Annotated in this window: 12 protein-coding genes; 5 read left to right on the top strand and 7 right to left on the bottom strand. The window is 43.3% G+C overall.

The window, feature by feature from the left end; genetic code table 11:
* Positions 1-98: 98 nt before the first annotated feature.
* Both V5M37_RS11555 and V5M37_RS11550 read right to left on the bottom strand, forming a co-directional pair.
* Positions 99-878, bottom strand: coding sequence for a TerC family protein (locus V5M37_RS11555; protein ID WP_423802046.1), 780 nt, complete (start codon positions 876-878; stop codon positions 99-101).
* 290 nt (positions 879-1,168) lie between these two features.
* Positions 1,169-2,701 (bottom strand): carboxypeptidase M32, encoded by a 1,533-nt coding sequence (locus V5M37_RS11550; RefSeq protein WP_423802045.1) that lies wholly within the window; start codon positions 2,699-2,701, stop codon positions 1,169-1,171.
* Positions 2,702-2,945: 244 nt separating this feature from the next.
* Between V5M37_RS11550 and V5M37_RS11545 the strand changes: the two genes are divergently transcribed.
* From V5M37_RS11545 to V5M37_RS11535, 3 genes are read left to right on the top strand one after another with little or no spacing between them, the layout of a single operon-like run.
* The gene (locus tag V5M37_RS11545) at positions 2,946-5,291 is read left to right on the top strand and encodes a xanthine dehydrogenase family protein molybdopterin-binding subunit (protein ID WP_423802044.1); all 2,346 of its coding nucleotides are present in this window, start codon (positions 2,946-2,948) and stop codon (positions 5,289-5,291) included.
* Positions 5,288-6,127: an FAD binding domain-containing protein gene (locus V5M37_RS11540; RefSeq protein WP_423802043.1), complete on the top strand. Its 840-nt coding sequence runs from the start codon at positions 5,288-5,290 to the stop codon at positions 6,125-6,127. Before V5M37_RS11545 ends, V5M37_RS11540 begins: the two co-directional genes overlap by 4 nt.
* The gene (locus V5M37_RS11535; RefSeq protein ID WP_423802042.1) at positions 6,124-6,612 is read left to right on the top strand and encodes a (2Fe-2S)-binding protein; all 489 of its coding nucleotides are present in this window, start codon (positions 6,124-6,126) and stop codon (positions 6,610-6,612) included. The genes V5M37_RS11540 and V5M37_RS11535 overlap by 4 nt, the downstream gene beginning before the upstream one ends.
* 49 nt (positions 6,613-6,661) lie before the next feature.
* Here V5M37_RS11535 and V5M37_RS11530 read toward each other — a convergent pair whose 3' ends face one another.
* A complete protein-coding gene (locus V5M37_RS11530) occupies positions 6,662-7,048 on the bottom strand; it encodes a hypothetical protein (protein WP_423802041.1) in 387 nt (128 codons plus the stop codon).
* A 178-nt stretch (positions 7,049-7,226) separates the two neighbouring features.
* Between V5M37_RS11530 and V5M37_RS11525 the strand changes: the two genes are divergently transcribed.
* Entirely contained in the window at positions 7,227-9,290 is a 2,064-nt protein-coding gene (locus V5M37_RS11525) for a peptidoglycan D,D-transpeptidase FtsI family protein (RefSeq protein ID WP_423802040.1), read from the top strand.
* A 25-nt stretch (positions 9,291-9,315) separates the two neighbouring features.
* Here the strand turns inward: V5M37_RS11525 and V5M37_RS11520 are convergent, their stop codons facing one another.
* From V5M37_RS11520 to V5M37_RS11505, 4 genes are read right to left on the bottom strand one after another with little or no spacing between them, the layout of a single operon-like run.
* Complete coding sequence (locus V5M37_RS11520) at positions 9,316-9,771, bottom strand: (2Fe-2S)-binding protein (RefSeq protein ID WP_423802039.1); 456 nt, start codon at positions 9,769-9,771, stop codon at positions 9,316-9,318.
* A 15-nt stretch (positions 9,772-9,786) separates the two neighbouring features.
* Complete coding sequence (locus V5M37_RS11515) at positions 9,787-10,626, bottom strand: FAD binding domain-containing protein (RefSeq protein WP_423802038.1); 840 nt, start codon at positions 10,624-10,626, stop codon at positions 9,787-9,789.
* Positions 10,613-12,943, bottom strand: a complete 2,331-nt coding sequence (locus V5M37_RS11510; protein ID WP_423802037.1) for a xanthine dehydrogenase family protein molybdopterin-binding subunit — start codon at positions 12,941-12,943, stop codon at positions 10,613-10,615. The genes V5M37_RS11515 and V5M37_RS11510 overlap by 14 nt, the downstream gene beginning before the upstream one ends.
* Positions 12,944-12,997: 54 nt before the next feature.
* Positions 12,998-14,002 (bottom strand): XdhC family protein, encoded by a 1,005-nt coding sequence (locus tag V5M37_RS11505; protein WP_423802036.1) that lies wholly within the window; start codon positions 14,000-14,002, stop codon positions 12,998-13,000.
* Between the two features lie 190 nt (positions 14,003-14,192).
* Between V5M37_RS11505 and V5M37_RS11500 the strand changes: the two genes are divergently transcribed.
* Positions 14,193-15,515: an MFS transporter gene (locus tag V5M37_RS11500; RefSeq protein WP_423802612.1), complete on the top strand. Its 1,323-nt coding sequence runs from the start codon at positions 14,193-14,195 to the stop codon at positions 15,513-15,515.
* Positions 15,516-15,809: the final 294 nt, after the last annotated feature.

The following is a 15,809-nucleotide window of genomic DNA, read 5'->3' as shown; positions in this document are numbered from 1 at the left end:
ATGTCAATATTATATCATAACATATTTTAACAAAATTAATTTCAAAAACATAGAAGAGGCTGTTCCATATTGAAACAGCCCCCTTTTTTATGATTTCTTTATGATACTTCTTTTTCTGAAGTTTTTAATACTTTATCCTTTGAGAAGAACCATCCGGCTGCAGCAATTCCAACCAAGACAAGGTAAAAACTCACCTTCCATTCGGTTGAGTGGGCAAAATCTTCATTTAATATTGCTAGTTCAGGATGGGATAGTGTATAGACAGCAAGTTTTACTCCCACCCAGCCAACAATCGCAAATGCGGCAATCTCAAGGCCTGGGCGCCTCTCTAGAAGCTTAACAAACATATTAGCAGCAAAGCGCATTATCACTAGGCCGATGATTCCTCCGGCAAAGATGACCAAGAACTTTCCGCCATCGAGTCCACCAATATTCGGCAGAGGCGTATTGGGAAGGACGACAGCCATGGCAACAGCAGCAAGAATTGAATCCACAGCAAAAGCGATGTCCGCTAATTCCACCTTTAACACAGTGGTCCAAAATCCGCTTTTCCTAACCGTTTCCTTTTTCTCTTTTTCAACAACATTTCCTTTCACTACTTTACGGAAAATGTGATTGCCGGCCATAAACAATAAATACAGGGCACCGATGGCTTGAACCTGCCAAACGTCCACAAGAAAGGAGATGGCGAAAAGAGAAGCAAAGCGGAAGATAAATGCCCCGGCTAAACCGTAAAACAATGCCTTTTTCCGTTCTTCCTCTGGGAGATGTTTCACCATGATCGCCAATACCAAAGCATTATCCGCTGCTAGCAAACCTTCTAATGCCACCAAAATAATTAAAACCCATCCATACTCCATCAATAGAGATACATCCACTAAACAATTCCTCCTTTAAAAGGTTTTGGTTGATAAAATACCCTTTTGCCAAATAAAAAGGCCCTTACCGAATACAGTAAAGGCCTAAAAAAGCATACAAAAAGACCTTTACAGTAAAGTAAAGGTCTTGCTAACAACGTCCATGTTGCCAATAAAGCCGGAGAATAAATTCTCGGAATGACGACTTTATTGTAGCAGCTACTCCCCTTTAAAAAGGAAATATTCTATTACTTATACTATATTAAACTTTTAAAAAGATGTCAATGTAAGTTTCTAAGAATGCAAATATTTTACAGTTCATATACAGCGGAGTATTTTTCCTCGAGGTATTCCACCAGGTAGTCAGCATTCAATACTTCACCTGTTACCTTGACAATTAATTCATTCGGTGTATAAAGCTTCCCATATTGATGAATATTTTCCTTTAACCAGTCCTGAATCGCATCAAACCTGCCATTTTCAATAAGCTGATGAAATTCCGGCAAATCCTTTTGAATTTTCCTTAGAATTTGCGCCGAATAGAGGTTTCCTAACGAATAGGATGGGAAATAACCAATGCCGCCAAACGACCAGTGAACATCCTGCAACACTCCCACCGTATCAGAAGTCGGAGTAATTCCTAGGTAATCCTCGATCTTTTGATTCCAAATGCTTGGCAAATCCTTTGCTTCGATTTCACCAGCGATTAGAGCCTTTTCGATTTCATAGCGGACCATAATATGCAAATTATAGGTAAGTTCATCTGCTTCAACTCGGATGAACGATGGCTCAACTGTGTTAACCGCTCGATAAAACTCATCGACAGACACATTTGAAAGCTGCCCTGGGAATGTTTCCTTAAGCTTGGGATAAAAATAATTCCAAAATTCTTTGCTGCGGCCGACCATGTTTTCTAAAAATCTTGATTGAGATTCATGAATACCAAACGAGGCACCGCTTTGAAGGACAGATTCCTCATATTCCGGATTAATATGCTGTTCGTAAATGCCATGACCCGCTTCGTGGATCGTGCCAAATAAGGCAGAGCGCACATTTTGTTCCAAATATCGTGTCGTCAAGCGGACGTCCCCAATATTCACTGTTTGAGCAAACGGGTGAACAGTCTCATCCAATCTTCCGGCCTCCATATCAAAACCAATGATTGGCAGGATATAGCGATTAATTTGTTTCTGTTTTTCAACTTCAAAAGCCTGGTTGAAAATTTCCGACCTTGTTCCTTTACCATTCTTTTGAATCCGATTCAATAACCGTACACTGGATTCTCTTAGCTTTGCAAACAGCGGATCCAGTATTTTCACGGTTAAACCAGGTTCAAATTCATCTAGCAAAGCATCATATGGATGGTCCTCATATCCATAAATTTCAGCGAACTTTCGCTTGTACTCCACAATCTTTTCCAGATACGGCAGGAAACGCCCAAAGTCGTTATTTGCTCTTGCCTCCTCCCAGGCATCATTTGCCTGTCCTGTCAGCACCGAATAGTCCTGGAACATGTGAGCGGGAATGCTTTTGGATTTTTCATAAAAAGTCTTATATTCTCTTACCTTCGCTTTTGTTGCTTCATCTAAAACTACAGAATTTGCAGAAAGTGTTAAAGTAGTAAGCAGTTCACCCATTTCCGGCGAAACCGATAATTTAAACACCTCTGTCCTTAATGTGCCGGCTGCCTTTGCAAAAACGTGTCTCCCTTTTTTCGGTGCCATCACCTTCTGATCCCAGTCAGCCAAACCGATAATACTTGAGTAATGCGTTATTTTTTCATCTAATGCCTTAAATTTCTCCAATGCCTGTTGTAATTTAGGCTCCAATACCTTCTGTTCCATATTAGCCCCCTCTTCTATTTTCCAATTGATGATAAAACTGTTAGTTCATCCCCATTTATTATAAAGGAAAACTGGTCATTATGGAAAAAAATTGAAAGCCTTTTCAAATGATTTTTATTTCTTTTCTCCCTCAATTTTATATCTGTATAAATTTTACAAATGGGTGAAAAATACAAACATTGTTCAAAATATTTCCGTATTTATTAATGGAATTTTATTTCCTTACTTCAAGGAGGGCAATAATATGCAGGAAAACATTTGGATGTCGGTCGGAAAACCTGAGCATCGAATAGATGCTTTGGAAAAGGCTTCAGGCAACATCAAATACCTGGCCGATTATTCTGCGCCCGGACTTGCCCATGCGAAATTAGTTACAAGTACTCATGCCCATGCCAAAATTAACGCAGTAGATGTTACAGAAGCCTGGAAGGTATCTGGAGTTCGAGCGATTGTGACCGGCGACATGTTCCCATTTCATATCGGCCCGATACTCGCAGATCGCCCACCACTTGCTTATGAAAAAGTACGCTATTATGGCGAACCTATCGCCATTGTAGTGGCTGATCATGAATATCAGGCAAAAAAAGCGGCAGGCCTTGTTAAGGTCGACTATGAACCACTGCCGATTGTTAATTCCGTTAAGGAAGCATTTCAGAGCGGCGCACCCCTAATCCATGAAAATTCAGGACAGTATATAAAAATTATCAGTAATGTTTATCCTGTTCAAGGAACAAATATCGGAAGCCATATCAAAATCCGCAAAGGTGATTTCATAACCGCTTGGGAAAACTGTGAAGTGAAAATAAAAGAAACCTATTCTTTTAACCTTTCAGACCATGCCGCTCTAGAACCACGCTGTACAAGAGTGGAAATTAGCCCAAACGGGAAGGTTATTGTCCATTCCACCACCCAGTCGCCCTATACGATAAAAAAGGTGTTAAATCAGTTTTTTAATATTGAGGTGGGTAATATTGTCGTTCACGTCCCAATGCTTGGCGGTGCTTTTGGCGGTAAAGGTACCGTTCAATTAGAACCGCTTGCTTATCTGGCCTCAAAGGCGGTAGGCGGGAAAATGGTTAAACTTGAGTATGACCGGGAAGAAGATTTGATAACAGCCCCCTGCCATATTGGCTTAGAGGCTACGATTTCTCTTGGAGCTGATAAAAACGGCAGACTTATTGCAGGGCAATATAACTTTTTAATTGATTCTGGTGCCTATACTGATCAGGCTGCCGGGATTACCAGAGCCATGGCTCTTGATTGTACAGGTCCATACAACATACCAAACGTTTGGTGTGACTCCTATTGTATGTATACAAACCATCCTTTTGCGACATCCTTCAGGGGTTACGCACATCCAGAGCTGACTTTTGCAGTGGAGCGGACGATGGACCAGCTTGCAAAAAATTTAAATATCGATCCGATTGAGCTGCGAAAAAGAAATATCATCAAGCCGGGCAATACGAGCCCTACACAGACTGTCCTTACAGCGAATAATATTGGCGATGCGGAAAAATGTATGGAAAGGGCGAAGGAACTCATTCAATGGGATCAAGGTCAGCGGATTGAAACCAACAATGGCAAGGTGGTAACAAAGGGCATCAGCACCTTTTGGAAAACTTCGACAACCGCAACAAATGCGCAGGCAGGTGCCATCCTGACTTTTGAATCGGATGGCAGCGTTAATTTAAACTGTGCTGCGATTGAATTGGGACAGGGCACTAAAACAATCCTGGCACAAATGGCAGCGGAACGGTTGAAGATGGAACTAAATAAAGTCCACGTCACAATGGAGGTCAATACCCAAAATGATCCGCACCAGTGGCGAACAGTTGCCAGCAGCACCACTTTCTTGGCAGGCCGGGCAGTTATGGCAGCTTGCGATGATGCCATCTCACAGCTTAAAAAAACAGCTGCAATCGCAATGGAATGTTCTGCTGAGGATTTAGAAGTCGGCGGCGGCCGGGTATATTTAAAACCAAACCCGGAATATGGCATAAAAATCGAAGATATTGCCCTTGGATATAAATATCCCAATGGCCATACTGTCGAAGGACAAGTAGTCGGGCACGGGAGATATGTCCAAAGACATCTAACCCCGATGGATAAGGAAACAGGCTTCGGAAAGCCCGGCCCCTGGTGGTCAGTTGGAGCGCAGGCAGTTGAAGTGGAATGGGATTCCAAAGACTGTACGTACAAAATTTTAAAAGCAGTAACAGTGCTCGACGGCGGCAGAATCATTAACCCGGCAACCGCCACACAGCAAATGCGGGGCGGCATGTTTTTAGGACTTAGTTTTGCCAGTCATGAAGCGTTTATTTTTGACGAAAAGGGAATAGTCCAAAACCCGCAATTACGAACCTATCAAATCATGAGGTTTGGCGATCAGCCAGTAGAATATCTTGTTGATTTCGTGGAAACACCTGCAATTGATGGCCCATTTGGGGCAAGGGGAATTGGCGAATATGGAGTAATTGGCATGGCTGGTGCCTTGGCAAATGCCCTTTCTTCTGCTGCAGAAGTGGATTTAAACCATTTGCCGTTAATCCCCGAACTGATCTGGAAGACCCGGGAGGAAAAGCTGAAATGATCCCATTTGAATTTGAATATTATAAGCCTGCTTCCATTCAAGAAGCGGTTCAGACCTTTAAATCCCTCCAGAATCAGGGAAAAACCGTTATATATTATAATGGGGGCACAGAATTCATTACTTTTTCCAGGATCAATAAGATGACAGCCGAAGCAGTTATTGACCTAAAAGGAATTCCGGAATGCAATGTTATAGAATTCCAGGGTGAGGAGCTTGTCATCGGCTCTTCCCTCTCATTAAACAAAATTTCGGAAACAGACCTATATCCTTTGCTTAGTCAAACAATAAAACGGGTAGCTGACCATACTTCACGTAATAAAATTACACTTGGTGGAAATCTGAACAGCCGGCTTATCTATCGGGAAAGCCTTTTGCCCCTTTTAGTAGCGGATGCAAAGGTAAGAATAGCTGGTGATGAGGGTGAGACAACCCTGCCGCTAAATGATATTTTCGATAAGGAAATCAAGCTAAATCCAAGTCAATTCATCGTCCAGATACTGATTAACAAAACAAATGTCAATCTCCCATTTGTCAGCCTGAAAAAAACGAAAATTTCTAAAATAGGATATCCAATTGTTTCGCTCGCGGCTGTTGAAAAGGACAAGCAGATCCTGGCGGCACTCAGCGGAGTTTGTGAATTCCCGTTCCGGTCAAGCGAAATGGAGTCTGCTTTAAATGATACCTCCCTTTCAATTGATGAACGGATTGATAAAGCGCTCACCCGTTTGCCTGCGCAGATTATCGAAGATATTCAAGCCTCAGCCGCATACCGTCAATTTGTACTAAAAAATACCCTTAGGGAAATGCTGGATAATTTGGAGGCTGCAAAGGCATGAACACAAATGGTACGGAAAAAACAATCGTAAAATTACATGTAAACGGGGATTCAAAAGATGTTATGGTTCGGTCAGCAGATACCTTGCTTGAAACACTAAGGGAAGAGCTTGGCTTAACCGGTGCTAAGCGTTCCTGTCAAAATGGGGACTGTGGGGCCTGCACGGTTTTGATTAATGGTGAACCACAGCACGCCTGCCTATCTCTAACGGTAGAAACCGTCAATCAACCGGTTACTACTATAGAAGCGCTGATGAATTCGCCGATTCAAAAGATATTTGTAGAAAAATGGGCCATTCAATGTGGATTTTGTACACCCGGCTTTATTTTAAACTGCCATGCCCTAGCGGCTAAACATCCAGATGCAGATGATACAACCATCGAGGAATGGATGCAATCCAATCTCTGCCGCTGCACAGGATACCAGGAAATTCGCGATGCGGTCAAAACAGTACTGCAGAATAACAAAAATGATTTTGCCTCTTAAAAAATAAAACCCGGCTTAATGTGATCCATAAGCTGGGTTTTATTATCATTCATCCTTTTTTGAAGCTGTTATTGGTAGTATTCAGCGATTCAATCAAACTTAGGGTTTGCGAGGCCTGTTCAATCTGCTGCTGAACCTGCTCCAATTGCTGCTGCTGAGCTGTAGCAGCCTGGGTTACAGCTATGCCCTGCATCAAATCAAGCTGTTGGACGGCCTGCTGAAGCTTTTGCCCGGCTTGCTGTATGCCTTGTGGATTTGCCATTGATACATTTTGCTGAATGGTTTGCGAAGCTTCCTGCATAGTTTGCAATGCCTGTTTCTTTTGTGCCTGAAATTGCTGCTCCATGGCAGGCTGGTTTTCCTGAAGCTGCTGAGTCGCTTGCTGCATTTTCTGCAGTTGGTCCATTTGGGATTGCTTTTGCTGCTGTTTTTTCACAACCACTGCACCCTTTCTTAATAGTTGTCTATACGTAGTTTTCTAAATTTAACATGAGAATATCCAAATGCATTATTTCACATTATGAAAATAATTTACCAATATATTCGTTATGCGCCTTTTTACAATAAGGCATAATAATTTTAACAATTCGTAGGAAAAAGGAAGTGAAAGCTAATTGGAGAAGGAAAAAAAGAAAAAATCCCACTTTCCCTTTCGTTTAAATTTCCTTTTTTTCAGTGTGTTTTTTTTATTTTCCATCCTCATCCTAAGGCTTGGCTTTGTTCAGATTGTCTATGGAGAAAATTTCAAGAGGGATTTGGAACGAAAAGAAGGAATTACAGTAAGTAACCCTGTCCCAAGAGGGAAAATGCTTGACCGCAATTACCGAGTGATCGTGGATAATATCCCTAAGAGTGCCATTACCTTCAGCAACGAAGGATTTACGCTAACAGAAATGCTTGAGACAGCTCAGAAATTAGGAAAACTAATCGATAAAAATACAGATAAGCTAACTGACAAAAATAAAAAGGATTATTGGATTATAAAAAATCCAAAGCAAGCCGATGCGAAAATCACCAGAAAAGAAAAGGAATTGTTTGCTGCAAAAAAATTAACGGATCAGGATTTATATAAATTAAAACTGGAACGTATAACTGACGCGGACATGAATTTATCCAAAGAGGAACTAGAGGCAGCCGCCATATTCCGAGAATTTACATACGGGTATAAATTCACTTCACAGCTTGTAAAAAATGAAAATGTTAGTGATGGGGAATACGCAGTTGTCAGCGAAAATCTCGAGTCCCTTCCTGGCGTAGATACGACCACCGATTGGGAGCGGTCCTACCCTTTTGGTTACACACTGAGGTCTGTCCTTGGCAAGGTGACCAATTCGGATGAAGGGCTCCCGGCCGATCAATTGGATTATTTTTTAGCAAGAGGATACAGCCGCAATGACCGGGTTGGCAAAAGCCAACTGGAACTGCAGTATGAAGAAGTATTAAGAGGATTTAAAACAAAAGTTAAAAATGTAACCGATAAAGCCGGCAGGGTCATTGAATCGCGGCCTGTTTCAGACGGCCAAAAAGGAAAAGACCTTGTCTTAACCATTGACATGGATCTGCAAAAAGCAATTGACCAGATTATCGAAGAAGAACTCTGGGCTGCCAAAAAAATGCCGGGTACTGCCTTAACTGACAGGGCTTATGTTGTTTTAATGAACCCCTTTACAGGCGAAATATTGGCCATGTCCGGAAAAAAAATAGTCAAGGATTCTTCCGGGAGAATAGTAATGGAGGATGATGCCCTTGGCACGTTTACAACTACATATAATGTCGGTTCCACAGTGAAAGGGGCAACTGTCTTAACCGGATATAAAACGGGAGCTATTTCACCGGGAACAGTTTTTGATGATGCCGGAATAAAAATTAAAGACACTCCGCTTAAAAAGTCCTATGCCTATTTAGGAAGATTAAATGAAATTCAGGCGTTAAAAAAGTCCTCGAACGTTTATATGTTTCATACAGCGTTAAGAATTGGAAACGCGCACTATGAATATGATCAACCATTAAATCTAAAAAATCTGCAAGCGTTTGAAACCATCAGAAATTCCTTCGCTTCATTTGGTCTTGGGACAAGAACGGGTATTGATTTGCCAAATGAGCAAACTGGATTTAAAGGAATGAGCAGGCTTCCAGGGTATTTGCTCGATCTGGTCATCGGGCAGTATGATACCTATTCAGCTATGCAGCTGGCCCAATATGTTTCGACCATCGCCAATGGCGGCTATCGGATGCAGCCACATGTCGTGAAGGAAATCCGCAGGCCTGCTTCGGGAACGGAGGAGCTGGGTTCCGTGGCACAGGAAATTTCTCCTGTCGTTTTAAATACAATTGATGCCAAAAAGGAGTGGCTGAACCGAGTACAGACGGGCTTTCGCAAAGTCATGCAGGAACCGGGCGGTACGGCTTTTAAATTTTTTGAAGGTGCTGCATATGCACCTGCCGGAAAAACCGGTACTGCGGAAGCCTTTTATGATGGCCCATTAAGAAGCCGCTTTGGAGAGATCCCTCCATCAGTTATGAACCTGAGCCTCGTCAGTTACGCTCCAAGTACTAATCCCGAGGTGGCGATGGCTGTTTTAGTTCCATGGGCGTTTCAAGGAGATGAAGATAACAAGGCTAATTTAAAAATCGGCCGAAGGGTTTTGGATACCTACTTCCAATTGAAAAAACAATAAGGGTAAAGGGTGCTTAAGCACCCTCTTATTTATTCTCCAATACACTTTTTACTGCCTTCTCAATTTCAGCATAACCGGTGCACCGGCAAATATTTGATTCAAGCCATTCCTTGATCGTATCATCACCCGCATCTGGATGCTGTTTAATTAGTGCATGGCAGTTCATGATAAAGCCTGGTGTACAATATCCGCATTGAAAGGCGAAATTTTCTACAAAGGCTTTTTGGATAGGTGTATCCTTTAACCCTTCAATTGTCGTTACCTCTTTTCCAATCGCCTCAACGGCCAGCATCAAGCATGATTTCATCGGCCAGCCATCCACATTTACCGAACATGCCCCGCAATCACCATTTAAACAGCCTGGTTTAGCGCCTGTCAGCCCGAGTCTTCCGCGCAGTACAAATAAAAGGGTGTCCGCAAATCTGGCGGTCACCATCCGCTTATCTCCATTAACATTCAATGGAAAAGTGTGCAAGCTCATTAAAAGCTCCCCCTTTTACACTGTCATTCCATCCAAAGCTCGAAGGATATCAATAAACAAATTTTTTAATACAAATAGGCGGTATTCAGCCGATCCTTCAATATCATTTAAAATGGGCCGAGGCAAAACAGTAAGTGCTCTTTCGACTCTTGCTTCTCCCGTCACTCCCTGTCTATTTAATGCTTCCTCCACTTCCCTTGAACGGAATGGAAACGGGCAAAGTCCGCTAATGGCGACGCGAATTTCCCTATCAATTTTGAGAGCTGCAATGGTAATCAGCGGATAGCCTGTTTCCCACTGTTGACGCCGTTTTATGCTGATAAAAGGTGCCTCGACAAACCTTCTTTCAGTGACTATTTGAACGAGAAATTCTCCTTTTTCCAACTGAAGTTCCTTGTTAAAAACATCATGAATAAATGCGGTTTTCACACCTTTAGGGCCAACAAGAACTACCTGGCTATCTGCTAATAAAAACGGCAGTACAGCCTCTCGATAAAAAATTTGTCCGCATATATTCCCTCCCACTGTTATTTTTCCACGGGCGGTGTGATCAGCAATTTCACTTGAGGTCTTTGTTAAGAGCGGGAAAGGGTTTACCTCTTCGATATTTGTTAAAGACAGGGTACTACCTAAAACCAAGTAATCCCCATCCATCTCCATAACTCTACCTTCTGCTATCCCCTTAATATCAATAACAGCATCGGCATGAGCCAAATCAATTCTTCCAAGTGTGATCAGCTCAGTTCCACCGGAAAAAAACATGGGCTTTTTTCCTTGCCGTTCCAAGTTTTGGTATAATTCAACAGCTTCACTGAGCGATTGCGGCCTGTAATAATCAAAATCAAATGGAAGCATTTCTTGCTGCCTCCTTTGCCTTCCATACTAATTCAGGAATGAGCGGCAAGTGGTGCAGGGATACTCCCGCCGCCAGTGACAATGCATTTCCAAGTGCTCCAGGCATCCCCATTAGCCCATGCTCTCCGACACCACGGGCACCGTATGCGGAATCAAGGGCAGGCGTTTCAACAAAGCCAACTAAAAACTCAGGGTTTTCGCCGTATCGAAGCGGACGATACGTACGCAGCTGAGGATTTAGAACTCTGCCAAGCTCATCAAAATAAAAGGTTTCTCTGCCGGCAAAAGCGAGTCCCATGCTCATCGCTCCCATTACCTGGCCGAGGGCTGCTTTCTCATTCATCACTTTCCCTATATCTACAACCGTGCAGGCCTTAACGAGTCTGTATGTGTAATCCCGGCGGTCAAATTCAATTTCAACACCATAAGCCGCTGGCGTCCATTCCGGCCCTGGTTTTCCGGCGCCGGTCTCGGGATCTAAATGGCTGAGATGCCTTAATACAATATTGCCCTTGCCAATAATTTGCCCGCCAATGGCGTTCCCATTTGGATATTGATAGCCGTAGCCAATATCTTTGAAATGCAGTCCGATTGCAGGATCATCGCGTAAATATACTCGGCTTCCGCCCACCTCTAAATCTTGGATCGGCGCCCTTAACACACAGGCTGCGATCTCTTTTAACTGACGAATAACATCTTCTGCCGCCTCTAGCACAGCCCGGCCGCCCATATAGGTTCCGCGGCTAGCCACCGTTTTCCAATGTTCAGGTGTTGTCTGCGTATCCACCTCCATACGCACATGTATTTTGTCAACATCCATTTTCAACCGTTCAGCAAGAATCTGTGCGAGAACTGTTTTCGTCCCAGTGCCAATTTCAATCACACCAGACATCAAATTAATGCTCCCGTCCCGGTTAAACGTCAAAATTACCCCTGAAGGTGCATCAGGGTCTATCGTTGATGTTTTCCAGCTGCAGCTTATCCCTTTTACCCTTACATACCGCTCATTTATTTCTTTTACGGGTCCTTCATTCCAATGGAACAGTTCTCTTAATTTCTCAATACATTTTCGCAGGTCCCCGACATTGCTTCTGTTCAAAAGAACCCTTGTCGGCGTTGTATCCCCTGGCTGAATGGCGTTTATATACCTAAGCTCCAAAGGGTCCATGCTTAACTTTTGGGCTAGCAGGTCCATTGTCCGTTCAATGGCAAAGGATAGTTCCGAGTGGCTGAAACCCCGGAATGGTGCTGCATAGGGATGGTTCGTATACATGCAGTAAGAATCGCACCATACATTTTCAAGTCTGTATGGTCCTGTGCAATCTGCCGCACCAGACCTTGTCAAATCAATCGCTTTATCGGAATATGCGCCGCCATCCCATAAGTATTGAATCTCGGCAGCCTTAAGTTTCCCGTTGCGGTCAGCTCCCAATTTTACGGTGGCATCAAGGCCGATATGGCACGGGGAAGTAAGTATATCTTCTTCTCTTGTATTTAAAAGCTTAACTGGTTTACCGCCGACTTCCTTTGAGGCAATGTAGGCAAGTACCTCGAGCTGTACAGATGCCTTCCCGCCATAGGCACCGCCGACAAACGGGGTATGAACAATAATTTTTCCCATGTCCTCCCCAAAGTAATCGGCAATTAACCGTTTTGCCATAAAGGGCGCCTGTGAAGAGGTCATAATAATAATTTGTCCATCAGGCAATATTTCTGCGGTTGAACACCTCGTTTCCATTGCTGCGTGATCGGACGGGGCAAATGAGAAACTCGCCTCCACCACAACCTCGCTTTCCGCCCACCCCTTTTCCATATTGCCCTTTCGAATTTTGATATGAGTGGCAATATTGGTGCCAGGCACCGGATGGGAATCCTCTTCCTTTTTGTATTCACCCAACCGTTCATGGACCAAGGGGGCATCTCTTCTAAACGCTTGGGTAGGCGAATTAACGACGGGCAATGGTTCATATTGAACATGAATCAAATCAGCAGCCGTTTTCGCCTGTCCGGGAGTATCTGCCACTACGAGGGCAACCGGTTCGCCGTGGTACCTTACCTTATCAACGGCAATTGGCGGCCGGTCGCGAATGGCTTCACCCGTCAACGGATAGCGTTTTCCCGCAATAATCGCCCTAACGCCCGGGACTTGCTGGGCCTTCGAGGTATCAATGCTGACGATTTTGGCATGGCCATATGGGCTGATGACCATTTTTGCTGACAGCATCCCGCTGGTTTGATAGTCATGTGTGTATCTGGCCCGACCCGTCACTTTATCGAATGCTTCCTTGCGAATGACACTTTTACCAACAACCTCCACCTCAGGTCCCTCCCCCAACTCTATCTTTCTTTTTCTGAGTCCGGTAAATGTCGGCTAATCAGGTATGGTCCATAAGTGCTCTACTTGTTCACGGACCGGTTTTCGCCACGCTTCAATCATTTCCGCAATGATACTAATGGCAATTTCAGCAGGCCCCTTCGCCCCGATTGACAATCCGACCGGTGAATGAACCCATTCCGGAATCTTTTCTCCATTTAGGAGTCTTGCAGTTCTCTCTCTAGGTCCAAGAACCCCTAAGTATCTAATATTCTCATCTAGCAGCGGCCAGAGAATTTCCTGATCTCTTTGAAAATGATGCGTCATTATTACGACAAAATCATAGGGTGAAAAAGAGACATTCCGTAAAATCTCCCTGGGGAACCCTATTAAAAGCTCGTCTGCTGCAGGAAAGTTTTGCTCCTGACAAAGCGCTTCCCGCCAATCGCACACCGTAACGGAAAAACCGGTTTCTGCCGCCAAAGAAACGAGCGATTTTGCATCCGGCCCAGCTCCAAAAACGATTAACCTTGGCTTTGGCAGATAAATGTGCTGAAAAATGACGCCATCTGTCATCAGCCCACTCTTGGAGGCAAAATTAATAATCGGAAATGAGCCTTCCCAACAGCCAAACGCTTCACCCTTTTCGGGAACAAAAACATACTCCCCCAAATGGCCCAAGCTCTTAAACCCTGCCACCTTGATATTGTTATCGAGTAATTTTTTCACCAATTTCATATCTTCTTCTAACTTTCTGTTAATCGGCTCAAGCAAAATATCAATGGTTCCGTTACAGCCCTTTCCCCAGCCGATGTCACCCTCCTCAGTCAAATCGTACCGGACAAGCTGGGGCTCTTCGCTTTCAAGCACTTTTTTTGCCCACTCCACTAAATCAGCTTCCACACAGCCGGCACTAACCATCCCGATCTGGGTTCCGTCATCCATAAAAATCATTGAAGAACCTTCTCTTTTATAGGCAGATCCCTTTACATCAACGATTGTTGCCAGCACTTTTTTACCGGGATGGTTCAGTACCTTGATAGTTTGAAAAAAATCCTCCACGGCTCTCCCCCGCTTCAACACGTAAAGTCCTACCCTATTTATATGGCCGGGTAGGCTATTCCTAGAATGAAAATTCATTATTTAACGGCTAGAGACAGTGGGTTAAGGATATGCTAAAACAAAAATACGGGAATGATTCGACTTGAAACAAACACGTGCGTTGTTTATAACTGGCGTTGCCTCGGGAACTATGCTGAATCCCCTAAATTCATCGATGATCGCCCTAGCCTTACATAGCATTCAGAAGGACTTCCAACTTTCCTTTTCAACCGTTTCCTGGTTAATTACCGCCTTCTATTTATCGAGTGCTGTAGCACAGCCGGTAACAGGAAAAATCGGAGATATCTTTGGGAGAAAAAACACCTTTTTGTTTGGACTAGTCCTTGTTGCCCTTTCCGCCATTGGCGCTCCCTTCTCTTCGACCTTCCTATTATTAGTGGTAATGAGATTAGTTCAATCGATTGGCAGCAGTGCGATTTATCCATCAGGGATGGCGTTAATCAGGGAGCATATTAAAGAGCGGCAAGCATCTGCCCTCGCCGTTTTGTCTATTTTCGCCTCGGCAATGGTTGCGCTCGGGCCGACGATCGGCGGCTTTTTAATTGTTTGGGGAGGCTGGCCAGCGATTTTTTGGGTGAACCTGCCTTTTGTTTTCCTTAGTTTCACGCTTGGCTGGCACATGTTTCCTAAGGATGTGAAAAAGGATAAGGCAACGGTTAAAAGGTTATTTTCCAACCTTGATTTTTGGGGAATGGGATTTTTTGCTGCAGGAATGGTATTATTTTTATGGTTCTTGCTTTCCTTTGAAAAAAGTGTCCATTATTCAGCAGGGATTGGAGGCTTACTCTTTTTTGCTTTATTTGCATGGAGAGAATTGAAGGTTAAAGAACCATTTATTGATATTCGTATTTTTAAAACAAACCCTCAACTGACTTTGGTTTACGTGCAGTTTATTTTGTTAAATATCTTTTTTTATTGTTTATTTTTCGGTCTGCCTGCTTATTTTCAGGAGGCAATGGGACTGGGCGTAGAAAAAAGCGGCATGCTTATGCTGTTTATGTCGGGAGTCAGCATTATTATTTCAACGGTTGCAGGGAAATGGGCTGATAAATCTGGTGTGTATCAGCCGATTATGGCGGGGGCATTTTTATCAATTATCGGGGCCTGCGCCTTTACATTCTTTTTTGTTGGCGCCTCCTATATTGTGATTGGGATCCTGTTATCGATTATGGGGCTAAGCTATGGTATTGGTAATGTTGTGCTTCAAGTGGCGATGTTAAAGGAAAGTCCCAAAGCCATAATCGGGACTACTTCCGGATTGTTTCAAACCTGCCGTTATCTAGGCTCGATTTTTTCCACCATCATTCTTGGCATGATATTTGGCGCTGAAGCCTCACCTGAAAAAATGAAAATCGTTGGCGGGATCATGATTATTCTCGGAACGATCAGCTTTTTAATAAGTGTATGGTTTTCAAGGCAATCATTACGATTCGGCAATTTAAAACGAGTCTGAAGAAAAGGAACAAGAGCTTCTTTGGGCTTTGTTCCTTTATTTATTGTCCATCAACTTCCTAATTTCTTCCCTTGGGCTCCAGCAATTGAATTTATAGCTGGACTTTGTCTCATACCCCAAGCGTTTGCAAAAATAAAACATTCCTTCCGCTTTTTTCTCAGCTTTAAAATGCTGACAGGTGGCGCAGCAATGATAATCTTTCATCGAATTTTACTCCTCTTGAGAAGGTTTCTTAATCTATTAATTTTTCATTCATAATTTTTTCATATTTAACCATTATGATAGTAACAGGTT

The sequence above is a fragment of the Neobacillus sp. SAB-20_R2A genome, assembly GCF_049568635.1.
In the GTDB taxonomy this organism is placed as follows: domain Bacteria; phylum Bacillota; class Bacilli; order Bacillales; family Cytobacillaceae; genus Neobacillus; species Neobacillus citreus.
Note: the sequence above shows the minus strand (reverse complement) of the source record. Positions and strands in the feature narration are given on the sequence as shown.